The following is a 24,344-nucleotide window of genomic DNA, read 5'->3' as shown; positions in this document are numbered from 1 at the left end:
AGCCCATCCTAGTGATGGGCTTTGCGTTACTGGGTAGATGGCCCTTAAACTATACCTATAACTAATACGGTATTACCTAGTGCTTAAAGCTTATGTCGCTTCGCCTTAACCCATGCAGAACTTTTTATTAGTGGATATATGGAACTGATTCTCTCGTTACTTCAACAAACCTGTGTCTATTTGGTATTGGCTTATATGATCAGTAAAACACCGCTGATCCTGCCACTGCTGAGTATCTCTTCACGACTCAGTCATAAAGTCAGTTGTTATATCCTGTTCTCACTGTTCTGCATTATGGGCACTTACTTTGGCTTGCAGATCAACGATGCCATCGCTAACACGCGCGCAATGGGGGCGGTAATGGGCGGCCTGTTTGGTGGGCCTGTAGTTGGCTTTGCCGTCGGTTTAACTGGCGGTATCCATCGCTACACCTTAGGTGGATTCACAGACCTTGCATGTGCCATATCGACCACCGCAGAGGGCCTAATCGGTGGCTTACTGCACGTCTATCTGGTGCGTAAGAACAAAGCGAGTCAGCTGTTCAATCCGATGGTGGTGTTTTCCGTGACCCTGTTTGCTGAAATCATTCAGATGCTGATTCTATTGGCAGTCGCTAAGCCATTCGCCCAAGCGTACGCACTGGTGTCTGACATTGCAGCGCCAATGATCATTGCAAACTCAGTCGGTGCTGCGCTGTTCATGAGCATCATCCAAGATAGAAAAACCATCTTTGAAAAATACTCTGCGACCTTTTCGCGCCGCGCACTGACCATTGCCGAGCGTTCGGTTGGTATTCTTCATGGCGGCTTTAACTCAGACAACGCACAAAAGATTGTCCGTATTATTTATGAAGAGACCAACGTTGGCGCAGTGGCAATTACCGATAGAGAGAAGATTCTCGCGTTTGTTGGTATTGGCGATGAGCACCATATCCCTAATACTCCGATCTCGTCTCAAAGCACTTTAACGGCAATGGAGAAGAACGACATCATCTACTTAGATGGTAAAGAGAACCCATATCAGTGCTCTCTCTCAGCAGATTGTAAGTTAGGTTCTGCTTTGATTATCCCACTGCGTGCGGGGAACGAGGTTGTCGGAACCATCAAACTCTACGAACCTAAGCTTAAACTCTTTTCGACCATCAATATGTCGATGGGCGAAGGTATCGCTCAGCTGCTATCGAGCCAGATTCTGTTTAGCAACTATCAACAACAGCAAACCTTGCTGACGCAGGCTGAAATTAAACTACTGCATGCGCAAGTCAATCCACACTTCTTGTTTAATGCTCTGAATACCATCAGTGCAGTCACAAGGCGTGAACCAGATAAAGCGCGAGAGCTGATTCAGCATTTATCACACTTCTTTAGAAGCAACCTCAAACAAAACATCAACACCGTCAAACTGAAAGATGAGTTAGCGCACGTTAATGCCTACCTCACGATCGAGAAAGCACGTTTTACCGACCGCTTGGAAATTGAATGGGATATTGATCCCCTACTTTATGAAGTTGAACTACCAAGCTTTACCCTTCAGCCTCTGGTTGAGAACGCCATTAAGCACGGGATATCTAATCTTCTCGAGGGAGGTAAAGTGAAGATCTACAGCGAACTCTATCAAGGCAACTACCGAATCACCGTGGAAGACAACGCAGGTAGCTACGAAAAGCCAAGTAGCGACCATGTAGGCTTAGGTATGGAGATCGTGGACAAACGCCTAACCAATTTCTTTGGACAAGACTCAGCTCTAAAAATAGAATCTCAGCCACAGCAATTTACGCGTATGAGCTTTATCATTCCAAAGGCGCTGTAACGCGCGATTCAACATAACAGCGTATACTGACACAGTAGATTGGAATTAAGGTATTTGGATGTTAAAGGCATTAGTCATAGATGATGAGCTGTTCGCTCGTGAAGAGTTGATTGAGCTGCTCACTGAAACAGAAAAAGTGGATGTGATAGGTCAAGCGAGTAATGCCATCGAAGGGCTAAAGCAGATCAACCACCTCAAGCCAGACGTCGTTTATTTAGACATTCAAATGCCGCAGATCACCGGTATCGAGCTACTGAGTATGCTCGACCCTGAGAACATGCCCTACGTGGTGTTCGTTACCGCTTACGACCAATATGCGATTCAAGCCTTTGAGGATAACGCCTTCGATTACCTCCTCAAACCGGTTGAACCATGCAGACTAAACAAAAGCGTTTCACGTTTATGTAAGGTGATTAAGCAGAGCCAACAACCGCCTGAACAAGACATCAATGCTATTGCGCCATCACACTTGGAGCAGATTCCGTGTATCGGTCACAACCGCATTGTGATCATGGCAAGCCAAACGGTCGAGTGCGCCTATTCTGACCTGAGTGGTGTTCACGTTCGCAGCGCGTCACAAACCGCCTCTTCTCAACTGACTCTAAAAGTCTTAGAAGAGAAAACCGATCTGATCCGTTGTCATCGCCAATATTTGATCAACATAAAGGCGATCCAAGAGATCAAGCTTCTGGAAAACGGTCTTGCGGAGATCATCACTCTAACTGGCTTTGAGGTACCTGTTAGTCGTCGCTATCTGAAGACTCTCAAAGAGCAGCTTGGTATCCACTAACCTTTTCATTCAATGTACTTCAACTCACTTACAACAAGATCAAAAAAGCCAACCGCAAAGGTTGGCTTTTTAGTTCAAAACTTTCATCAAACGCGATGATTAATCAACTTGTTTAATCTGAAGCTCTTTTGGTACTTCGAAGAACATGTTCTCTTCGCGGCCTTGGATCTCTTCGATACCTTCAGCACCTAGCTCGCGGATACGATCTAGAATTTGATTAACCAGTTCTTCTGGCGCCGAAGCACCCGCCGTCACGCCGACCTTCTTTTTACCTTCAACCCACTCTGGTTGAATGTCTTCTGGGCAATCCGTTAAGTAGCCTGGAGTACCGAGCTTCTCAGCCAGCTCTTTCAAGCGTGTTGAGTTTGATGAGTTCTTAGAACCAACAACAATCACCACATCAACATCGTTCGCCATATCACGAACCGCATCTTGACGGTTTTGTGTTGCATAGCAGATATCGTCTTTACGTGGGCCTTGGATCTCAGGGAACACGCGACGCAACTCTTCGATCACATCCGCCGTCTCATCAACAGACAGTGTCGTCTGGCTTACATAGTGAAGGTTGCTTGGATCTTTGACCACTAGCTTTGACACATCTTCTGGTTTCTCAACCAAGTACATGCCACCAGTATCGCTCGCGTATTGACCCATAGTGCCTTCAACTTCAGGGTGACCTGCGTGACCAATCAGAACCACTTCCATATTTTTACGGCTCGCACGAGCCACTTCCATATGTACTTTGGTTACCAGAGGACAAGTCGCATCAAAAACCGTTAGGTCGCGCTCTTTAGCTTCTTTACGAACCGCTTGAGACACACCGTGAGCAGAAAAAATAACAATGTTATCGTCTGGCACTTCATGAAGCTCTTCCACGAAAATCGCACCGCGTTGTTTCAAACCTTCGACAACAAAACGGTTATGCACCACTTCATGACGAACATAAATCGGTGGTTGATACAATTCCAGTGCGCGTTCTACGATACTGATCGCTCGATCAACACCGGCACAAAATCCACGCGGGTTAGCTAACATTATTTTCATTTTATTGCTCAGTTCTTTTATTGCGAATCGCTTACAGCGCGACCAAGATCATTCTACAGTTCGCGTTTAGCGAAGCGGGCATTCTACAGGGAAGCGCAAAGACAGTGAAGCTTCGAATTGTTGGCAAAGATGAATCGCCGTCTATTCTACCGCTAAGATATTAACGTCAAACGTCACGTCTTGGCCTGCCAGTGGATGGTTAAAGTCCACAGTGACAGAGTCGCCAGCAATGTCCGTAATGATGCCTGGAATTTCCATACCATCACGACCAGAGAAAGCCATGATAGTGCCGACTTCAATCTCAGTGTCGCCAGCAAAACGTGCGCGATCCATGTGATGAACATTATCTGGGTTAGGCAAACCGAACGCATCTTCTGCCTTTAAATCAATCGACTTTTGCGTGCCTGCTTCTAGTCCTAATAGGCACTGCTCAAAGTTCTCACTCAAGCTACCATCACCCATTACAAATTTAGCTGGCTTGCCCATGTTTTCAGTACTGTCAGCAACGGAACCGTCTTTCATCTTAATCGTAAAATGAAGTGTTACTGCTGAGTCATTCTTAATTGCTGTCACGTTACTTTCCTTGGGTTGTATCAATTATTATTTTTCCTCACAGAGGATAAACAAAAAGCGCCGCCGGAATCAACCGACAGCGCTTAGGGCTATTATATTCTGTGAGTCATTAAGTGACTTGTAGAGCTTATTTGCTCTCATCCTTTTTGCGGAATCCATCTAAGATGATCATCGCAGCACCGATACAGATACCCATATCAGCAAGGTTAAATGCAGGCCAGTGGTATGTGCCCCAGTAGAAGTCTAAGTAATCCACAACAAAGCCGTGAACAACTCGGTCAAATACATTACCTACCGCACCACCAATGATGATTGCATAAGCGATGTTATTCCACTTCTCTGTCGCCGGCAGTTTGCTCATCCAGTAGGTCAGCATACCCGTGACTACAAACGCAATACCTGTGAACAGCCAACGTTGCCAACCACCTTGATCGCTCAGGAAGCTGAAAGCCGCACCGTAGTTATGAACATACAAGAAGTTAAAGAATGGCAGTACCTCAATACGGTTTGCCCAGCCATAACCCATGTTGTCCATCACAAACAGCTTGATGCCAATGTCCGCAAGAAAGACCAATAAAGCCAGCCATAACCAACGTACGCCCGACTGCTTTAGTGAAAAATCACTCATGCTTATTCCTATAAATCTATGAACTTCTCTATTCTATACAGCGAGATGCACACATGAAAGACCAATATGGTGGTTGAAACTCCATCCGCTTTGATGTTGCGCGCCACTGCATAAAAATGACCAGCCGTATCGTTCGGCATTTTATCCCAGCTAAAAATAACCCCAGTAGATACTGGGGCTATAAAAACTAAGCAAAGTTCAATTAATTGATCACTGCTCTAAATTATTGGTGTTGTAACAAGGCGACAAATTTACGAAGCTCCTGAGCATAGTTGTCCTATGTGATGGAGTGAGTAAATGCTGTCAACACAGTTACAATGCCAAGAATGACGAGCAATTATGCGAACTTACGCACTTCACCTTCACCAGCAACGTTAGTCACACAACGACCACACACTTTCTCGTGACCTTCGATTGTGCCAACGTCTGGCGTGTGGTGCCAACAACGGTCACACTTCTCGTTCTCTGTCGCTGCAACTTCAACGAATAGACCTTCAAGGTCTGTCGCTTGTGCTGCATCGCTCTTCTCGCTTAGAGGCTTAACAACAGCAGCTGAAGTTAGAAGAACAAAACGTAGTTCGTCTTCTAGCTTGTTGATTTTCGCTGCTAGTGCATCGTCTGCGTACAGAGTCACTTCAGCTTGCAGTGCGCCGCCGATAGTTTTCTCTTTACGAGCATCTTCAAGAAGCTTGTTCACTGCGCCACGAACAGATTGGATTTCAGTCCAGAATTCGTTGCTTAGCTCTTCGCCTTCCGCTAGACCAAATAGACCTTCGAACCACTCACCTGTGAATACGAACTTGTCACGTTGACCTGGCATTTCGTTCCAGATTTCGTCTGCTGTGAACGACATGATAGGTGCCATCCAACGAACCAGAGCTTCTACGATGTAGTAAAGCGCAGTTTGACAGCTGCGTTGAGCGTGGCCGCCCTTCTTAGCTGTGTACTGACGGTCTTTGATTACATCTAGGTAGAAAGAACCCATCTCGATAGAACAGAACTGCATTAGACGTTGAGTTACACCGTGAGTGTTGTACTCACCGTATGCTTTCACGATCTCTTCTTGTGCAGCTTGTGCGCGGCCTACAGCCCAACGGTCTAGTGCCACCATCTCTTCAGCTGGAACTAGGTCTGTTTCTGGGTTGAAACCGTTCAAGTTCGCTAGGAAGAAACGCGCTGTGTTACGAATACGACGGTAAGCATCTGCTGAACGCTTCAGGATCTCATCAGATACCGCTACTTCACCAGTGTAGTCTGTAGAAGCAACCCATAGACGCAGGATATCTGCACCTAGCTTGTTGGTTACATCTTTAGGTGCAACAACGTTACCGATAGATTTAGACATCTTACGGCCGTTACCATCTACTACGAAGCCGTGCGTTAGCACTTGCTTGTATGGCGCTTCGTCTTTCATCGCGATAGATGAAATTAGAGAAGATTGGAACCAACCACGGTGTTGGTCTGAACCTTCTAGGTATAGGTCAGCTTTGTTGCCGTTGTACTCTTCACGAGCGTCCACAACTGAGTAGTGTGTTACACCTGAATCGAACCATACGTCCAGCGTATCCAGTACTTTCTCGTACTTATCTGCTTCTTCGCCTAGTAGGTCAGAGATTTCTAGATCCCACCAAGCTTGAATACCTTTCTGCTCAACAAGTTGAGCAACTTGCTCGATAAGCTCAAGCGTGTTCGGGTGCAGTTCTGCTGTCTCTTTATGAACGAACAGAGCGATTGGCACACCCCAAGTACGTTGACGAGAGATACACCACTCAGGGCGACCTTCGATCATACCTTCGATACGGCTTTGACCCCACTCAGGCATCCACTCAACACCCTTGATTGACTCAAGAGCTTTAGCACGCAGGCCAGCTTGATCCATCGATACGAACCATTGTGGTGTTGCACGGAAGATGATTGGCGTTTTGTGTCTCCAGCAGTGTGGGTAGCTGTGCTCATAAGCGTGGTGATGTAGTAGAGCGCCTTTCTCTTTCAGTACTTCAAGTACAGAGTCGTTCGCTTTAAATACGTGTTGACCAGCAAATAGCTCCGTGTCAGGTAGGTAAACACCGTTTGAACCTACTGGGTTTGCTACTTCTAGACCGTACTTGTTACCAACCGCGAAGTCTTCTTGACCGTGGCCCGGTGCAGTGTGAACCACACCAGTACCTGAATCAGTTGTTACGTGATCGCCAAGGATCGCAGGAACAGTGAAGTCGTAGAATGGGTGGTTGAACTGAGTTAGCTCAAGATCAGCGCCGCTTGCAAAGCCTAGGTTATGGAAGTGCTCGATACCCGCACGATCCATTACGTCTTTAGCTAGCTCAGAAGCAACGATAATACGCTGTGCAGCTTGATCGCCATTCGCTTCTACTTGGATTAGAACGTATTCAAGATCGTCACGTAGACATACTGCACGGTTTGCAGGCAGTGTCCATGGTGTTGTAGTCCAGATAACGATAGAGATATCGCCTTGGCCTTCGTGACCTTCAGCTAGCTTGAATTTAGAAACTAGCGCAGCTTCATCAGCCGCTGTGAATTTCACGTCGATTGATGGGGAAACTTTATCTTTGTACTCAACTTCCGCTTCCGCTAGAGCAGAACCACAGTCAGTACACCAGTGAACAGGTTTGAAACCTTTCAGTAGGTGGCCGTTGTCTGCAATTTTACCTAGAGCGCGGATGATGTTTGCTTCAGTGCCGAAGTCCATAGTGCGGTATGGCTTGTCCCACTCGCCCATGATACCTAGACGTTTAAAGCTCTCTTTTTGACCTTCAACTTGGCCCGCAGCGTACTTACGACACTCTTCACGGAACTCAGAAGCAGAGATCTTCTGACCTGGTTTGCCTTTTTTCTTCTCAACCATCAGCTCGATTGGAAGACCGTGACAGTCCCAACCTGGGATGTATGGAGCATCAAAACCAGACAGAGTCTTAGATTTAATAATAATGTCTTTAAGAATCTTGTTTAGCGCGTGACCAATGTGAATATCGCCGTTCGCGTAAGGAGGGCCATCATGCAGTACGAAAGATTTTTTACCTTTCTTCGCTTTACGGATTTCGCCGTAAAGATCTTCTTTGTACCAACGCTTAAGCATTTCTGGCTCACGATTTGCCAGATTACCGCGCATTGGAAACCCTGTTTCAGGTAAGTTCAGGGTATCTTTATAATCACTCATCGATTCTTAATTCCGTTATATTGGGCGAAGTTAGACATTATGTTAATCGGTGGAATCAACCGATTAATTCTTTAGCTGACGCAGCCACACCCTTGCTGCTTCAGCATCCAATTCTATTTGATTCTTTAGTGCGTCGAACGATTCAAACTTTTTCTCGTCGCGCAATTTGTGCAAAAGACGTACTTCTAACTGTTTACCATATAAATTGGCTTTAAAGTCAAAAAAATGCACTTCTAGTTGCTGACGAACTCCATTTACGGTTGGTCGTTGTCCGATATTTGCAACACCACCGACAGGTGAACCATCGATGTCGACTGCTTCAACAACATACACCCCAGAGACTGGAGAGACACAACGTTTAAGTGGGATATTCGCCGTTGGGAAGCCTATAGTTCTTCCCAGTTTACGCCCATGAGACACACGACCACTGATACTGTAATCACGGCCTAACATGGCTGCGCTAGAGGTTAAATCGTCAACCGCCAGAGCATTGCGTATTTCAGTGCTACTTACACGCAGCTGGTTTAAGCAGAAGCTTTGGGTACTAACCACCTCAAAACCATACTTTTCACCCGCTTCTTTAAGCATAGCGAAATTGCCGGTGCGACCTTTACCGAAGCAGAAATCATCACCCACCACCAAAAACTTCACACCAAGTTTGTCCACCAACAGATCTTTAATAAAAGCATCCGCCGATAGGTTCGCGAAGTAGTGGTTAAAATTGACACACAATAAACGGCTAATATCCAGCTTACTCAGCTGCACGAACTTATCTCTTAAACGAGTTAAACGTGCAGGGGCTTTGTCACGAGCAAACAGTTCCATAGGCTGAGGCTCAAACGTCATCACGACAGAGGGTAAGCCCAATGCCGCAGCTTGCTTGGATACCTGGCTCAGTACTTCCTGATGTCCTAGATGTACACCGTCAAAGTTGCCTATGGTTAATACACAGCCGTGATGCTGCGCTTTAATATTGTGAATGCCTCGGATTAGTTCCATTACGACCAGCTAAAATCTGTTATTTGCATCATTCATTGTGTGAAACCGACGGATTATATACTAATCAGTATTACTCTGTCGCTGCTTTTAAATGTTTTACTCGGATACCCAAAGCGAACACAGAGACAATATAAGCAAAGCCGCCAAGTGCAATCAAGCCAGTGAGCATAAGCGCTCGGTAACTGAAGCTCCACTCTAGCCACTGTTGCATACTCTCTAGTTGCCATAAAATCACAGCAACCATTGCGCCACCCGCAAGTAATAGCTTTCCGCTAAAGACTAAGGTTGTTTTCGTTAAGTGGTAAACACCAGCTAAATGTAAGCCTCTATATAGCAGTGCCATATTGACAAAGGCCGACAGCGCGGTCGCAATCGCCAAACCTACGTAACCATAGAAATAAGCAAAGATGGCATTAAACACCATATTGCTAACCATTGCGATAATACCGTACTTAACGGGAGTTTTAGTGTCTTGGCGTGAGTAATAACCCGGCGCTAGCACCTTAATCAACATGAAGTTAAGAAGACCCGACGCATAAGCGACCAGAGACATCGAAGCCTGCTCTACGTCATGAGGGCTAAACTCACCACGCATGAACAGCACCATCAACATAGGCTTCGCTAGCACAATCAAGCCGAACATAGCAGGAATACCCAGCAACAGAACCATGCGCACCCCCCAATCCATAGTATGAGCAAAGCCCTCACCTTGTGCATCGACATGTTTACGAGATAGCGCAGGCAGAATCACGGTTGCGATAGCAATACCAAACAAGCCTAATGGAAACTCTAAAAGGCGGTCAGAGTAATAAAGCCAGCTGATAGAGCCTGTAGCTAGGAAACTGGCAATAAAGGTATCAAACAGCAAGTTAATTTGGCTAACTGACACACCAAACAGCGCAGGGATCATCAAAGTACGGATCTTAACAACGCCAGGATCGCGCCAACCCCACTTAGGCTTAACTAAAACGCCCTCTTTAATTAAAAAAGGTAATTGGAACAGAAACTGAACCAAACCGCCTAAAAAGACACCAATCGCCAATCCAATTTCAGGTTGCTCTAGATTCGGCGCAATGAACAGTGCAGAGCCTATGATCATGACGTTCAAGAACACAGGTGTAAAAGAAGAGACCGCAAACTTACCTAAGGTATTAAGAATCGCCCCAGATAAAGCAACGAAGGTAATGAACCATAAATAAGGAAAGGTGATTTTGAGCATCAAACTGGCTAACTCAAATTTATGAGCCGACGGGCCACCATTAAGCCAGTCGATAAACCAACCCGCACCAAATAGCGCTGTAATGGCACCAGAACCAATCACACCAACAAGAGTGACAATTGAGACCAGCACTCCGAGCGTACCAGACACCCTAGCTATCAATTCGCGAGTTTTATCTTTATCTCCCGCAGCGTGGTACTCAGTAAGAACAGGAACAAAGGCTTGTGAGAAGGCGCCTTCAGCAAACAGACGACGTAGGAAATTAGGGATCTTATTGGCGAAGAAAAAGACATCAGCACTGGCCCCAGCACCCATCAAATTGGCCACGACAACGTCGCGCACAAGTCCCAATACACGGGAAACAAAAGTCATCGCACTTACTATCATGCCTGACTTTAATAGTCGTTTACTCACAAAAACCTCTGACACTGATTGATTAGTTCTAAGCGAGGATAAATACTATCCGATCGTTAGAAGCATATTTATTAGCATTGGTCTAAAAATGCTGTTAGAATCCCCGCCATCTTAACCGCGATAACCTTTCCATTCCAAAATTTGTTTGGCTACGATTGGTTTTTGCACAAATCATTTGACAATTAAGCGCAAATGAGGGATAGTCCTCGCCCTTAAATTGTCACCGAACTAAGTTTTTGGGAGTTAGACCCTTGGCAAACAGTAAATCTGCTAAGAAGCGCGCTATCCAAGCTGAGAAACGTCGCCAGCACAACGCTAGCCGTCGTTCTATGATGCGCACTTACATGAAAAAAACTATCGCAGCTATCGCAGCTGGCGATAAAGAAGCTGCAACTGCTGCTTTCGTAGAAGTTACACCACTTCTAGACCGCATGGCGACTAAAGGCCTTATTCACAAGAATAAAGCTGCTCGTCATAAGTCTCGTTTCGCTGCTGCAATCAAAGCTCTTTAATAGATACTTGATTTCAAAGCAAAACGAAAAAAACCGGCCTTGGCCGGTTTTTTTATGTCTGCGATTTGCCGTTTTCTCTTAATGGTCGTGATGACACACATCCATGTGTTCTGAAACTCACATCCAACACCGCTCTATTTCTTACAATAGATACCATGCAGTAACGTAATCATTGCCTTCACCTCTTCACTACTCAATGTGTAGTAAACCGTTTGAGCTTGTTTACGTGTTTCAACTAAACCATCTCGCCTTAGCCATGCTAAATGTTGCGATAAAGCCGATTGGCTCAGCTCTAACATACTGCACAACTCACCTACCGATAACTCGCTATCATGTAATAGACACAAAATCTGTAGGCGGCGCTCGTTAGCCATCGCTTTCAACAACACAACGGCTTGTGCCGAGTTTTTCTCCATTTCTTTCAAGTTCATAGTTTGGCTCCCTACTACCTTCAACGCCAACTACGGGCTATCAGTACTAATTACGGCATATTGTAGAGTTATGATAATCGATATCAATTCATTAACAAACTAACTCACTCGAACAAATTACTAAAATCTGCGTCACATACATTTTTAACTGCCGGATGTTGGATCATCCTCTCAGCAAAAATGACATAGTACTCTTCTTTCAGCTCATCAATACCACCCAACATCTGTAGCGAGGTATCCTCTTCTACTTCAGATAAGTAGAGTGTCGGTGCTAAGAAAATGGCATCGTGGTGATAACGCGCAAAGGCTTTCATTAATGCGGCATCATCAAACTCGCCCAAAATATCCGGTTTTAGACCCTGTCTATCAAACCATTGCAAAACCTTACGCCCCATCGAAGTGCGGCTACCTGGTATTAATAGCTTTCTCTGTTCGAGTACTGCAGGGAAACTGACATTGTCGACCTTACCTGTACAGAAAAAGCTCATACCACTCTCACCCAGTTTCTTACTGAATAACCCTGGGCTCTGGCTTGAGTCAACTGGGCAGTCGGATAAGATCATATCGAGCTTATGTTGAGACAGCTGTTCTAATAGCATTTCGTGGGTCGATTCAAAACAGCGTAAGTGGATACTGTTATCTTCAGGAATGGTCGACATTAAGATCTTACTGACAAGCCTTTTTGACAGCGCATCTGCAACGCCGACATCAAACAAAATATTGGAGTGTTGGCTGTAATTAACGATATCCAGCATCTCATAGCTCAGACCAAACATACGATCGGCGTATTTAAAAACCAGTTGGCCAAGTTCTGTTGGCTCGACACTTCGTCCATTACGTTTAGTAAGCTTGCCATCCATCCGCTCTTCAAGAGCTTTAATTTGCCCGGTGACGGTTTGAGGCGTTAAGAAGAGCGCTTCAGCTGCTTTAGTGATTGAACCTTGCTTGCACACCATCCAGAAATAATAGAGGTGGTTGTAATTAAGATGCGACATGATTAAAGCCGTATAGAGTTATGTGACACTCTTTTATAGCAAATATGACACCTCGCCTCAATAATTTCGGTTTTTACACTTGTTAGGCACAAAAACCAATACATTTACCGAAACATTAAGATTCACACTGTCATATTTGATGATAGAAAATCGATTTTTTTTCATTTTTTTCGATCAAGTCCGCAATAAACCAAAGGATATAAAAACCCTACAACACAAAAACTTAGATCGATACAATCAGCTGTCAAAATATTTAAACAGCAAATCATCACAAAAAAAAGCCGCACCAATAAAAATGTAATATTACTGAAATATTTCCCCTCTAACATCACGCTCAGATTAACTAACAGACCAAACACAGACTTTAACGGTCCATGGAGAAAACATTATGAACCAAGCTACTACTGCAGCAGCGCCAATCTCGAGCACTACTCGCTGGCTACGCTGGGCTAACTTGGCATTCATGCTTTACCTACTACTTCTTTCTGTATCAATGGTAGGTACTGGCTTTAAATGGGCAACAGGCGAGCAAGCAAAGGTTCTTTTTGAATTTGCTTCACACCCAGTTGCAGGCTTAATGATCGGCTTGGTTGCAACAGCACTTATCCAATCATCAAGCACCGTGACATCTATTATCGTTGGCTTAGTTGCGGGTGGTTTACCTGTTGAAGTTGCTATCCCTATGATCATGGGTGCAAACATCGGTACAACGGTAACTAACACGCTTGTAAGTCTTGGCCACGTTCGTTGTAAGGACGAGTTTAAGCGTGCGTTTGCAAGTGCAACGATTCACGACTTCTTCAACCTACTAGCTGTAATGATCTTCCTACCGCTAGAGATGATGTTTGGTATTCTTGAGAAAGTATCTCACTGGTTGGTATCGCCAATGCTTGCAACTGGCGACATGAGCATGAAAGGCCTGAACTTCATCAAACCAATCACTAAGCCTGTAGTAAGTGCAATCAAAGAGCCACTATCTACATTCGGTGATACTGTAGGTGGCGTACTACTTATCGTTCTTGGTATCGCAACTATCTTCGTTGCTATCACAGTGATGGGTAAACTAATGAAGAGCCTAATGGTAGGCCGCGCTCGTGAAATCCTAAAGAACGCTATCGGTCGTGGTCCACTTCACGGTATCGCTTCTGGCTCAATCGTTACTGTTCTTGTTCAGTCTTCTTCTACGACAACAAGCTTAATGGTTCCACTAGTAGGTTCAGGTGTTCTTAAAGTACGTGACGTTTACCCGTTCACTCTAGGTGCAAACATCGGTACGTGTATCACAGCACTACTAGCAGCAACAGCGGTATCTGGTGAGTTCGCAGTATTCGCACTACAGATTGCTCTAGTACACCTAGTGTTCAACATCATGGCAACAGTATTCATCTTTGGTATTCCGTTCCTACGTGAACTACCAGTTAAAGCAGCAGACATGATTTCAGACATGGCTGTGAAGAATAAAGCAGTCGTAGCAGGTTACCTAATCGCTGTTTTCCTAGTGCTACCAGGTTCTATCCTAGCGCTAACTGCTTAAGCAAAAAGTCCATCGCATAATCAAAGCCCGCAACGAGAGTTGCGGGCTTTTTTGTATTTAAGAGCGGATACGAGATGCGAGTGAACGAGTGGCGAAGAGATAAAAGCAAACATGAGATTCGAGTAAACAAGTGGCGAAGAGATAAAAGCAGATACGGGATGCGAGTAAACGAGTAGCGAAGAGCCCGCAGCGGATTAGGTGTGATCGAGCAACGAAAAGCATTAACTGTGATTCGTCATATTTAGTTTCTAACGTTTCGCTCACTCAGATTGAACACGTTCTTTGTATCCCTAATCTTGTCTACTCGTATCCGCTCTTAGCTCTTCGCATCTCGAATCACGTTTACTCTTATCTAAAAGAACCGTCATTCCCTACAGCGAGGGACGAGCGTGATAGGGAATCTTACAGACGTGCAACGAAAGAGATTCCCTACTCCTTCCTTCGTCAGTCTAGGGAATGACGGGGCAAAAGCAGATACGGGATGCGAGTGAACGAGTAGCGAAGAGCCCGTAGCGGATTAGGTGTGAGCGAGTAACGAAAAGCATTAACTGTGATTCGTCATATTTAGTCTCCAACGCATCACTCACTTAGAATGCGCTTGCTCTTCGTATCCCTAATTTCGCTGACTCGTTTCCCCCTTAGCTCTTCTCATCCCGCATCTCGCTTACTCGTATCTTTCCGCTGCCCTTCAGATACAAAAAAGGCTGCACCATGGCAGCCTTTCAAATCGTTTCATGAGCGAGTTATACCGAGAATGGGTACTTAATTGCTTCGTGGCACTCGTAACCTTCTACCCAGAAGTCGTCCAGTGTTACCCATGTTTCTAAATCTTCTAGAGACTTAATCTCAGGGTTAATGTGGAAGGTTGCTGGTGCTAGAGGTTCACGCTTCAACTGGATATCACGCATTGGCGCAAGCTGGTCTTCGTAGATGTGAGCATTCACTAGCTTGTGATAAGCCACACCCGCTTTCTTGCCTGTGATTTGCGCCATAATCGCTAGGAATACGTAAACCTGAACCATATTGAAGTTAAGGCCTAAAGGTACATCGCAAGAGCGCTGTGTGCTGTTCAGGTACAGAGTATCACCGAGTAGCGAGAAGTGATGGCTGTACATGCACGGACGAAGACAACCCATGTGGAATTCGCCAGGGTTGTAGAAGTTTAGGATCTCACCGCGGTCATCAACACCACGCGTTAGGTCATCGACAATCTTCTTTAACTGATCGATGTGCCCGCCGTCAGGCCTTGCCCATGCGCGACCTTGAACACCGTAAACACGGCCCATATCATCTTCACCTTTACGGTGAGGGTTGTTCAGCCATGCCTCATTGAGGTTTGCGTTCGCGTCCCATGTTTTGGTACCCAGCTTACGAAAGTCTTCCGCGTTATCATAACCACGGATGTAGCCTAGCAGCTCAGCGACTGCCGCTTTCCAAAAGCTCTTACGCGTCGTCACAAGTGGGAACTGGTTGTTGCCAACATCGTAAGTCAGGTCTGCATTGATCACCGTTAGGCAGCGTTTGCCTGTACGCTCGTTTTCAATCCACGTGCCTTCATCAACGATTCGCTGACAGAGTTCTAAATACTGCTTCACACCAATTCCTTACTTCGTTTGTTGTGGGACTTCATCTTTGTAGTGACCGCGCTTGTAAGCCCAAACCACCATAAGAACACCGATAATGACCATAGGTAGAGACAGGATTTGCCCCATCGAGATAAATCCGCCAAACAGACCTAGGTGAGCATCAGGTTCGCGCACGTATTCTACTAGGAAACGGAAGCTTCCGTAACCCGCAAGGAACAGGCCAGAAACCGAACCTAATGGGCGAGGCTTCTTAATAAACCAGTTCAAGATGAAGAACAGGACAATACCTTCAAGCGCCATTTCGTACAGTTGAGATGGGTGGCGAGGCAGCGGACCACCATTCGGGAATACGACACCCCATGGCACATCCGTCACTCGGCCCCACAGCTCGCTGTTCATGAAGTTACCTAAGCGCCCCATACCCAAGCCAAACGGCACCAATGGCGCGATCATGTCGGCTACGCCAAAGAAGGTTCGACCGTTCTTTTTCGCATACCAGAACATTGCAGTGATAACGCCTAGCAGACCACCGTGGAATGACATGCCGCCAGTCCATACTTTAAAGAGATACAGAGGATCCGCTAAGAAAAGGTCGAAGTTGTAAAACAGCACGTAACCAACACGGCCGCCGATGACAACCCCTAAGAAACCAGCAAACAACAGATCTGATACTTGCTCACGAGTCCAGCCGCTGTTTGGTTGGTCTGCACGACGATTAGCCAGCCACATCGCAAAGACAAAACCGACAAGGTACATCAAGCCATACCAACGAACAGAAATTGGCCCTAGTTCAATCAGAACAGGATCGATATTGGGGAATTCGATAAAACCCTGAGACATATTTAGCTCTCTATCTAATATAAAAGAATTAGCCAACGGCTAAGAGGAATACACTACAGCAGCATGGTTGCGGCTATAAACATTAAAAAGACGGCGAACACTTTCTTTAATACGGGCGTTGGCAGTTGTGTTGCTAACTTAGCACCAATGCGAGTGGTGAGAACCGAAGTACAAGAGATAGCCACCAGCGCAGGTACGTAAACATAACCCAAGCTGTACGCAGGCAAAGATTCAACCGACGAACCGTGCCAAATAAAGCCAATCATACCTGATATAGCAATCACACAACCGCAGACCGACGAAGAGCCGACCGCCTTGCGCATCTCAACTCCATGGTGATTGAGGAAAGGCACAGACAATGAACCACCACCGATTCCAGCTAAGCTCGAGACCACTCCAATACCGCCACCGCACGCGACCGTTTTTGCTGGTGCAGGCATAGTCTTTTGACTGCGAGAACGTATCGACAGCAGCATTTGTAATGCCAGTAGCAACACGATGATGCCAAACACTTTAGGTAGATATTGAGACGGAATCGAATCGGCAATAAAAGAACCCATAAAGCCGCCAACCACAACGCCAGGCATCAACCACTTCACCACGAACATCTCAACATTGCCAAGTTTAAGGTGGTTCAATGCTGAAGAGCCAGAAGTGACAATAATGGTCGACAAGGAAGTTGCCAGCGCCATTTGCATCGCAATCTCTTGAGCGATACCCGCCTTAGGCAGTAAGAACAACAATGCAGGGACTACCAATAAGCCACCGCCAATGCCCAATAAGCCAGCCAATACACCAACGACGGCGCCAAGGCCCGCTAGCAAACCAATGAGTTCGTATGACACGTTTAATCCTATTTTTTGCCCGCTCTGATAAAGCCGGTAAATTCACGCTGTTCGAAATAGGACAGCATCATACTATAGATGTCACTGCCGTACGGCTGTACAAGTGCATTATTTGCTAAATCTTGTAAATCACTCAATGAGGACTGACGTATCAAATATTTGGTTCTTGCCACGTTCGAGGTGTTCATACTCAAGGTTTGATAACCAAGACCGATCAATAACAGCGCGCCCATCGGGTCACCCGCTAACTCACCACAGATACACACCGGCAGTTGATACTGCTTACAAGTATCATGAATCTGCTTGAGCGCCATGATCACTGCAGGGTGCATGGATTCATAGACATCAGAGACACGAGAATTGTTCCGATCAACCGCCAATAAATATTGGGTTAAATCATTGGTACCGACAGATACGAAGTCGACACGGTCAGCAATCAATGGCAACAAGTAGAGCATTGACGGAACTTCAAGCATTATTCCGATACGTGGCATACGAACACGCTTATCAAGCTCATGCACCTCTTCGTAAGCCTGCTCGATAAGCTGCAATGCATCATCAAGCTCGCGAGCACCAGAAATCATCGGCAGAAGAATGCTGAGGTTCTGACTACCACAGCTGGCTCTCAGCATGGCTCTTAGCTGAATGATAAAGATATCTGGATGGTCGAGCGTGAATCGAATACCACGCCAGCCCAAGAATGGGTTGTCCTCTTCAATCGGGAAGTAAGGCAGAGCCTTATCACCACCGATATCCAGAGTACGCATCACCACTTGTTTATCCGGGTAACTCTCGAGTACCGATTGATACTGCTTTACTTGTTCATCTTCGGAAGGAAAACGCTGTTGCAGAAGGAAAGAGATCTCAGTTCGATACAAACCGACACCATCAACCCCTTGATTGAGCGCGATGTTGGTATCGGCACTCAAGCCAGCATTTAGGAGAATCTCGACCTGATGATCGTCTTGCGTTTTGGCTGGTAGGTGAATATCACGGTTCACCATTGAAGAGAGTTCAGTCTCTTCAAGGATCAGCTCTCGGTACTCTTTCAGTAGATTCTGGGTAGGCTCAATGAAGATCTCGCCACTGTAGCCATCAACAATCACCTGCTTGCCATTCACATTAGCAAGATTAAGAGTCACCCCCATCACCGATGGAATGCCTAATGCTCGTGACAAAATCGCAGCGTGAGAGTTAGCCGCACCTTCTAGCGAGATCACCGCAAGCAGCTTCTCTTTCGGGATCGAAGCCAACACAGAGGCGGTGAGTTCACGTACAACCAATACGATAGGCTTCTCTAAAGAACGCTGCTCTTGCTCTGAGTTGTGTAAGAAATAGAGCAGACGCTGTCCAAGCTCTCTAATGTCTTGCGCTCGTTCACGCAGATAGAGATCAGACATACGAGCAAAACGACTTGAGTAGCTCTCCACCACTTGTCTCAGTGCCCAATCGGCTTTATCCCCTTTCTGAACCTGTGCCTTGAGATCATTTCGCAGCATAGGGTCATTCAAAAGGTGAGTAAACAGGTCGAAAATCGCCAGAGCGTCTTTGTTAATATCACTGTCTAAACGCTTACGCATGCGCTTAAAGTCATTCAGTGCGTTCTCAACTGCGACCGCTAGCAATTCATGTTCGCGTTCGATATCAAGCGTTGAAGCAGGGTAAACATCGGTTAACTCTGGCTGGGTGTTATCCCACCACAACTCACCAATGGCGACACCTGATGAAGCAGCGATACCTTTAGTCGATGGTTGATCTTGATGCTCAAGCAGCCACAGACCTTGCGTTTGCGCGTGAGCGACAATGACCGCCAGCTGTGCAGAGAGAGTAACGAGAAACGACTCCTCCATTTCACTGAACAAGCGTGGTGACTTTTGCTGAATGACCAGAACCCCAAGCACTTGCTTGCGGTGAATGATAGGAGTACCAAGAAATGAGTGATAAACATCTTCCCCGAGTTCTGGGAAAAACTTATAAGCAGGGTGCGCAGAAGCTTGCGCTAGGTTGATAGGCTCAGCACTGCGTTTAACCAAGCCGACTAAGCCCTCGTTAAACCCAATATGGATGCTGTTCCCTTCAAAAATGAGGCCTTGAGTTGCCATCAACTCAAGGCGCTGCATATCATTGTTGGCTAAGTACACAGTGCAGCACTCAGTCTGCATCGCGCTGCACGTCTCTTTAACTAAAATATCCAATGCGGTTGAGACATCTTCAACCCTAGATACGTGTTCAACTATTTCCCTTAGTTGACTGAGCATGCTTAACCTCTACGCTGTTTGCGTTTTCCTTTTATTTTTCGCTCTTTAAATGGCATAGCTAAAGAAGCGAACTCTTTCATTGCACGACGATAAACATCTCGCTTGAAAGAAACAACTTGTCGAACTGGGTACCAGTAACTTACCCAACGCCAACCATCAAACTCAGGTGTACTTCCGCGCTGCATGTTAATACGCGATTCATCGCAGTCTAAGCGCAGAAGAAACCACTTCTGTTTTTGTCCAATACAGACAGGTTTTGAATCCCATCGAACCAGTCGTTTGGGTAGCTTATAGCGTAACCAATGACGACTTGTCGCGACGATCTTTACATCCTTTTTGGTAAGGCCAACCTCTTCATATAACTCACGGTACATTGCCTGTTCCGGAGTTTCACCTTCATCGATTCCCCCTTGAGGGAACTGCCATGAATGTTGCCCGTATCGTTTAGCCCAGAAGACCTGACCATGGTTGTTACAGATTACAATACCAACGTTTAATCGGTAACCATCGCCATCTATCACTGGCCAACCTCTATTTAAATTTTTAATTACACTGATTTTTCCACATATCCCCAAGCGGAGCAAACTTCGTGACGTGATTAGGGCGATATTTATGAATAATTTCTTAAAACTGGATAACTTTTGCTCATAAAATAGTTACCCACACAATAGTGAGACATAGACCACATTTATTCACCTTTTCTGTGAATAACTATGTGAAGAATTCACCGCAAACGTTTTTTTTAATCCATACTTTCGTCAACAACCAAAACAAGCTGCAACCAACCAAAGTAAATAAAACATAATAATCATGAACTTAAAGAAAATATCACGCTAAACAAAAATTACATTTTTCAAATGATCTTTTAAAAACTCAACATGGTTAAAGATCAACCACCCTTAGCTTTATCCACACTCATCACTAAAAGATTCATTTTGCACGCCATTTAGCAAGCATTTTATCCCCTTAAAACCCCTGTTTATTTATCCATTAGTTTGTTTTTATTGGATTTTAGCCTCTCAGCCTGTGGATAACCGTAGGATTGATCCGTAAATCGCCACTGTGATCATTTATTAACCACACTGCATTTTCAGTTGAATCTGATAAAATCGGCGTTTTACCAACTCGAAGTCTTATGAAACCTGAACCACAAACTGAAGCTGAGCTGCTAGACCGAGCCTACGCCATTGCCGGTATGACCTTTCAAGAACTGGCAGAGGAAGCTGAAATGACCATGCCTAAAGATCTTAAGCGAGATAAAGGGTGGGTTGGGCAGCTATTGGAGTGGCACCTAGGCGCCCCCGCTGGGAGTAAACCAGAGCAGGACTTCGCGCATCTAGGTATTGAGCTTAAAAGCATTCCGATCAGTTACAGTGGCAAGCCATTAGAGACCACTTTTGTGTGTGTGGCACCTTTGATGGGCGTTCAAGGCCTGACCTGGGAAACCAGTCATGTTCGCAACAAGTTATCCAAAGTTTTGTGGATCCCAGTTGAGGGAGAGCGTGAGATCCCGTTGGCAGATCGTCACGTAGGATCACCACTGTTGTGGACACCAAGTGAAGAGGAAGAAGAGATTCTCAAGCGAGATTGGGAAGAACTGATGGAGTTGATCGTTTTAGGTAACGTCGAGCAGATCACTGCACGTCACGGTGAAGCATTGCATCTTCGTCCAAAAGCAGCGCACAGCCGAGTCTTAACTGAGGCGTACGGCGCGAGTGGCAAGCCAATTAAGACCAAGCCACGCGGCTTCTATCTGAGAACTCAGTTTACTCATCAGCTACTGACAAAACACTACGCTTGATAACGAGCTACTTTGCAACTACTTGTGTTTAATGTGGATTAAGCGCTAACTCTATATCGCAATAGCGTTGACTTGGCTCACTACCAAACTCGTCATACGTGTTGTGGAGGCGTAAATAGGCCTTATCGAAACCAAGTCTGAGGAGCTCCTCTTTGACTTGATCAAGTGATCCAAAATGTACTGGTTCTCCACCTTGCTTCACTGGCTCTAATTTATGCTTATATTCCACTGCTAGTAGATACTCTGGGATATCGGAACACCCGATAACATAAACCTTAGGTGTTCGATAAGAGTCTTTGTGATCGCCATGCAACCACATATCTAGTTGATGCTTTTGCATACCTCACCTCCCTCAATATCTTTAGCTTAGTCGAACTGCTTTTGTTTGCTAAATAACCCTTTAAAAAATATGCAAAGAGGAGCCTATTGCTCCTCTTTTTAGCGGTACTGATTCAGAGATCTCCCTCCGACGCCATAACCAGCACCTATTTCATTATCCTAGGGAGTGACAGGTGCCATCACTCCCTCTGATTACGTCAGTATTCGCGCACTTAGAACACGACGAAGGTGACGAACACGACGTTCAATAGTGACAGCTTCAGGCTCTGAAAATCCGATTGGTCGTCCATCGGCTTCTAGACCGATATCTTTAAGTAAGTGTGCGTTCTCCCATGGAAGATCGTAAGCACTACGACGAACTTTCCGTTTCCAGGCTCGCTCTTCATGACGAAGATCGGCGCGAATAAGGACTGTGGCTAATTTTAGGTAAACTGAGTGACGCATAATGAATTCTCCAGTAGTGGAATTAAACTGGGGAAAAATAGCGTGAAATAAGAGATAGAGATGTCTTAGCTGCTATTTTTCCGCAGCCAAGTAAGGATACGGATTAATTAGTTAGATTTATCTTGGGTGTTGCGATCGGCCATCACTGATAGACGTGGCATAGCGGCCACCATGTCAGTGCTAGGATCAAACGACGCGCAAATGTGCTGAATAAAATCGAAATGTTTCATTTGCGCCTCCAAGCTAATTAATTAATCCAAAAAGATGTGATTCGAATGCTTTTGGTTTGATATTAAACCATTGCTTTCACGGTTAAATTCTATCCAAATGAGAACATTATTCAACCACTTATCTATTAACAATCTGAAAACAAAGCATTCACCTAAAATCATAGTTGCATATAACATCAAGCATAAGATATTCACTATGATTATATAAATCTGTAGAGCTTATCTCTGTTCAAACTTTTCAGTCAGATAGAAAGCTTCGACCAAAAACAAAAAAAGCCACGCAGTGCGTGGCTTTCAAATAATGGTATTGCTTAGACTAGTCCTTCAGATATCAGGCTGTGCTTATTGAGCAAGCGATACATGGTAGCGCGTGAAACACCCAACTCCTTGGCTGCCAACGAAACCTGCCCCGCGTGCGACTCTAATACGACGATCAAGGCATCACGCTCAGAGCGCTCTCGGATACTCTTCAAGCTGCGTTTCTCATCTTGTTGCTTTGGTAAATCAAGATGCTCCTCATCAATAATGATCGAGTCAGACATCAATACCACACGCTTAATTTGATTCATCAACTCACGCACATTGCCTGGCCAATGATAACGAGACAATGCAGTGGCTGCCGACTCTGAAAAGTTCTTAGCCTGTGCGTTGAACTCTTTGGAGTAATCATGCAAGAAGTGGTTTGCCAAGATAGGGATATCACTGACACGTTCCTTCAAGCTAGGGACATGGATTCGCAACACATTAATGTAATGATAAAGCTCCTCGTTAAAGTCCCCTTCAATCAAGGCCTTTTCTATATCTGAAGAGTTTGAGGCCAGAATACGCACGTCCACTGAGCGCAGACCTTTTGAGGTCTCAACCTTACCATCTTGCAAAAACTTAAGCAGGTTCATCTGCTGATTTCTAGGCATGGCTAAGATATCGTTAAACAGTATCGTTCCACCATCCGCTTCTTCGAGCATACATGGGGTATCACCTGTTTTACCTGCCAAGCCAAACAGTTCACTTTCGATTCTTGACTCTGAAAGCGCACGACAGTTCACAGTCAAGAAAGGGTGCTTAGCACGAGAAGAGTGTCTGTGAATTGAACGGGCAACGGTCTCTTTGCCTGCCCCACGGTCTCCTGAAATCAAGATACTAACGTCTGTCGGACCAATTCGCTTAACTTGGTCTCTCAGTCGTTTGACTGCTACAGAGTCCCCTAAAAGCCCCATATCACTGTTCAAACCGTAATTTGGCCACACCTTCTTCTCAAGCTTTAACATGCCTAACTGGTGCCCTATCGTGCTAAGTAGCTGAGCATCCGGGATCGGAGTCGTGAAGAAGTCGATACAGAAATTCACGATAAACTGGCAGATAGTGTCTGAACTTAATTGTGATTCACGAATCAGAGCTAACCATCTTACCTGTTTGTTATTACTCACTAAATTAGCGACGCCATTAAGACTAAACTCATCATGACTTAGATCAACGATCCCAATACAAGGACCGGTTTCCGTAAAGAGTGCATCTGCCTTTCGTAGGTCAGCACACTGAGTGCATTGCCAACCCACTTGTTCTAATACAGATAACCAAGGCTCGTACGCACCACCAACGACGATAAGAGAGCCTGGTAAGGAATCCATCTTAAATTGAGTTCCCATCCTTCTTCCTTATTCAATTTTCTATTTATTTGGCCGAGTACTAACTATTGCTCTTCCCTATATATGGGAAATTCACTGCGCAAGCAAGTTCATATTCACGCCAAAGACGTTTAGTAGTGAGACTATCTAAGATTCTTCGTCTCAATAGTAAGACTATGTCACAAATAATGATTTTTCGAACTCAGAGTGCGGAGTAGGTAAGGTTTTGATACGCCTAGAAATAAAAAAGCCA

General features: G+C 45.4%; 22 protein-coding genes. 5 read left to right on the top strand and 17 right to left on the bottom strand.

The genetic code is table 11. The annotated features are described in order from the left end of the window. Positions 1-138: 138 nt before the first annotated feature. Both FIV04_RS02545 and btsR read left to right on the top strand, forming a co-directional pair. Positions 139-1,809: a sensor histidine kinase gene (locus FIV04_RS02545; RefSeq protein WP_152468175.1), complete on the top strand. Its 1,671-nt coding sequence runs from the start codon at positions 139-141 to the stop codon at positions 1,807-1,809. A gap of 58 nt (positions 1,810-1,867) precedes the next feature. Next, positions 1,868-2,599, top strand: coding sequence for a two-component system response regulator BtsR (gene btsR, locus FIV04_RS02540; protein ID WP_032553185.1), 732 nt, complete (start codon positions 1,868-1,870; stop codon positions 2,597-2,599). 99 nt (positions 2,600-2,698) lie between these two features. Here the strand turns inward: btsR and ispH are convergent, their stop codons facing one another. The 6 genes from ispH to murJ all read right to left on the bottom strand — a co-directional run bounded on the left by ispH (position 2,699) and on the right by murJ (position 10,651). Next, the gene (ispH, locus tag FIV04_RS02535) at positions 2,699-3,634 is read right to left on the bottom strand and encodes a 4-hydroxy-3-methylbut-2-enyl diphosphate reductase (protein ID WP_235201771.1); all 936 of its coding nucleotides are present in this window, start codon (positions 3,632-3,634) and stop codon (positions 2,699-2,701) included. Between the two features lie 150 nt (positions 3,635-3,784). Continuing rightward, on the bottom strand, positions 3,785-4,216 hold the full coding sequence (fkpB, locus tag FIV04_RS02530) for an FKBP-type peptidyl-prolyl cis-trans isomerase (RefSeq protein ID WP_150895804.1): 432 nt from the start codon (positions 4,214-4,216) through the stop codon (positions 3,785-3,787). Positions 4,217-4,343: 127 nt separating this feature from the next. Continuing rightward, positions 4,344-4,844 carry a signal peptidase II gene (gene lspA / locus FIV04_RS02525; RefSeq protein WP_032553182.1) on the bottom strand — a complete coding sequence of 167 codons (501 nt, stop codon included), beginning with the start codon at positions 4,842-4,844 and terminating at the stop codon, positions 4,344-4,346. A gap of 337 nt (positions 4,845-5,181) precedes the next feature. Then, entirely contained in the window at positions 5,182-8,019 is a 2,838-nt protein-coding gene (gene ileS, locus FIV04_RS02520; protein WP_150871002.1) for an isoleucine--tRNA ligase, read from the bottom strand. 63 nt (positions 8,020-8,082) lie between these two features. Continuing rightward, entirely contained in the window at positions 8,083-9,018 is a 936-nt protein-coding gene (gene ribF, locus FIV04_RS02515; RefSeq protein ID WP_150895806.1) for a bifunctional riboflavin kinase/FAD synthetase, read from the bottom strand. A 70-nt stretch (positions 9,019-9,088) separates the two neighbouring features. Next, positions 9,089-10,651 carry a murein biosynthesis integral membrane protein MurJ gene (murJ, locus tag FIV04_RS02510; RefSeq protein ID WP_032553218.1) on the bottom strand — a complete coding sequence of 521 codons (1,563 nt, stop codon included), beginning with the start codon at positions 10,649-10,651 and terminating at the stop codon, positions 9,089-9,091. Positions 10,652-10,902: 251 nt separating this feature from the next. Here murJ and rpsT point away from each other — a divergent pair, with 251 nt between their 5' ends. After that, positions 10,903-11,163 carry a 30S ribosomal protein S20 gene (gene rpsT, locus FIV04_RS02505; RefSeq protein ID WP_032553178.1) on the top strand — a complete coding sequence of 87 codons (261 nt, stop codon included), beginning with the start codon at positions 10,903-10,905 and terminating at the stop codon, positions 11,161-11,163. A 134-nt stretch (positions 11,164-11,297) separates the two neighbouring features. On the opposite strand, the gene FIV04_RS02500 is transcribed toward rpsT, so the two are convergent. Next, positions 11,298-11,594, bottom strand: coding sequence for a metalloregulator ArsR/SmtB family transcription factor (locus FIV04_RS02500; RefSeq protein ID WP_150870993.1), 297 nt, complete (start codon positions 11,592-11,594; stop codon positions 11,298-11,300). Positions 11,595-11,698: 104 nt separating this feature from the next. Next, positions 11,699-12,589: a transcriptional activator NhaR gene (nhaR, locus tag FIV04_RS02495; protein ID WP_032553176.1), complete on the bottom strand. Its 891-nt coding sequence runs from the start codon at positions 12,587-12,589 to the stop codon at positions 11,699-11,701. 388 nt (positions 12,590-12,977) lie between these two features. On the opposite strand from nhaR, the gene FIV04_RS02490 reads away from it, so the two are divergent. Further along, on the top strand, positions 12,978-14,123 hold the full coding sequence (locus tag FIV04_RS02490; protein WP_150870991.1) for a Na/Pi symporter: 1,146 nt from the start codon (positions 12,978-12,980) through the stop codon (positions 14,121-14,123). A gap of 743 nt (positions 14,124-14,866) precedes the next feature. Here FIV04_RS02490 and FIV04_RS02485 read toward each other — a convergent pair. From FIV04_RS02485 to rppH, 5 genes are read right to left on the bottom strand one after another with little or no spacing between them, the layout of a single operon-like run. Then, complete coding sequence (locus tag FIV04_RS02485) at positions 14,867-15,718, bottom strand: thymidylate synthase (protein ID WP_152468174.1); 852 nt, start codon at positions 15,716-15,718, stop codon at positions 14,867-14,869. 9 nt (positions 15,719-15,727) lie between these two features. Then, positions 15,728-16,549 (bottom strand): prolipoprotein diacylglyceryl transferase, encoded by an 822-nt coding sequence (gene lgt / locus FIV04_RS02480; RefSeq protein ID WP_032553173.1) that lies wholly within the window; start codon positions 16,547-16,549, stop codon positions 15,728-15,730. Positions 16,550-16,602: 53 nt separating this feature from the next. Further along, positions 16,603-17,394, bottom strand: a complete 792-nt coding sequence (locus tag FIV04_RS02475) for a sulfite exporter TauE/SafE family protein (RefSeq protein WP_152468173.1) — start codon at positions 17,392-17,394, stop codon at positions 16,603-16,605. 8 nt (positions 17,395-17,402) lie between these two features. After that, on the bottom strand, positions 17,403-19,652 hold the full coding sequence (gene ptsP, locus FIV04_RS02470) for a phosphoenolpyruvate--protein phosphotransferase (RefSeq protein WP_152468172.1): 2,250 nt from the start codon (positions 19,650-19,652) through the stop codon (positions 17,403-17,405). 2 nt (positions 19,653-19,654) lie between these two features. Next, the gene (rppH, locus tag FIV04_RS02465; protein ID WP_032553170.1) at positions 19,655-20,173 is read right to left on the bottom strand and encodes an RNA pyrophosphohydrolase; all 519 of its coding nucleotides are present in this window, start codon (positions 20,171-20,173) and stop codon (positions 19,655-19,657) included. Between the two features lie 614 nt (positions 20,174-20,787). Between rppH and mutH the strand changes: the two genes are divergently transcribed. Continuing rightward, positions 20,788-21,453, top strand: coding sequence for a DNA mismatch repair endonuclease MutH (gene mutH / locus FIV04_RS02460; RefSeq protein ID WP_032553169.1), 666 nt, complete (start codon positions 20,788-20,790; stop codon positions 21,451-21,453). A 28-nt stretch (positions 21,454-21,481) separates the two neighbouring features. On the opposite strand, the gene FIV04_RS02455 is transcribed toward mutH, so the two are convergent. The 4 genes from FIV04_RS02455 to vpsR all read right to left on the bottom strand — a co-directional run bounded on the left by FIV04_RS02455 (position 21,482) and on the right by vpsR (position 24,112). Next, a complete protein-coding gene (locus tag FIV04_RS02455; protein ID WP_032553168.1) occupies positions 21,482-21,793 on the bottom strand; it encodes a DUF6482 family protein in 312 nt (103 codons plus the stop codon). Between the two features lie 191 nt (positions 21,794-21,984). Then, positions 21,985-22,236, bottom strand: a complete 252-nt coding sequence (locus FIV04_RS02450) for a hypothetical protein (RefSeq protein WP_032553167.1) — start codon at positions 22,234-22,236, stop codon at positions 21,985-21,987. Between the two features lie 107 nt (positions 22,237-22,343). After that, entirely contained in the window at positions 22,344-22,466 is a 123-nt protein-coding gene (locus tag FIV04_RS27305; protein ID WP_263641666.1) for a hypothetical protein, read from the bottom strand. 311 nt (positions 22,467-22,777) lie between these two features. Then, positions 22,778-24,112, bottom strand: coding sequence for a cyclic-di-GMP-binding transcriptional regulator VpsR (gene vpsR / locus FIV04_RS02440; RefSeq protein WP_152468171.1), 1,335 nt, complete (start codon positions 24,110-24,112; stop codon positions 22,778-22,780). Positions 24,113-24,344 lie beyond the last annotated feature (232 nt).

This window comes from Vibrio sp. THAF190c, assembly GCF_009363355.1.
Lineage (GTDB): Bacteria > Pseudomonadota > Gammaproteobacteria > Enterobacterales > Vibrionaceae > Vibrio > Vibrio fortis_A.
This window is presented reverse-complemented; position numbering and strand designations above follow the sequence as displayed.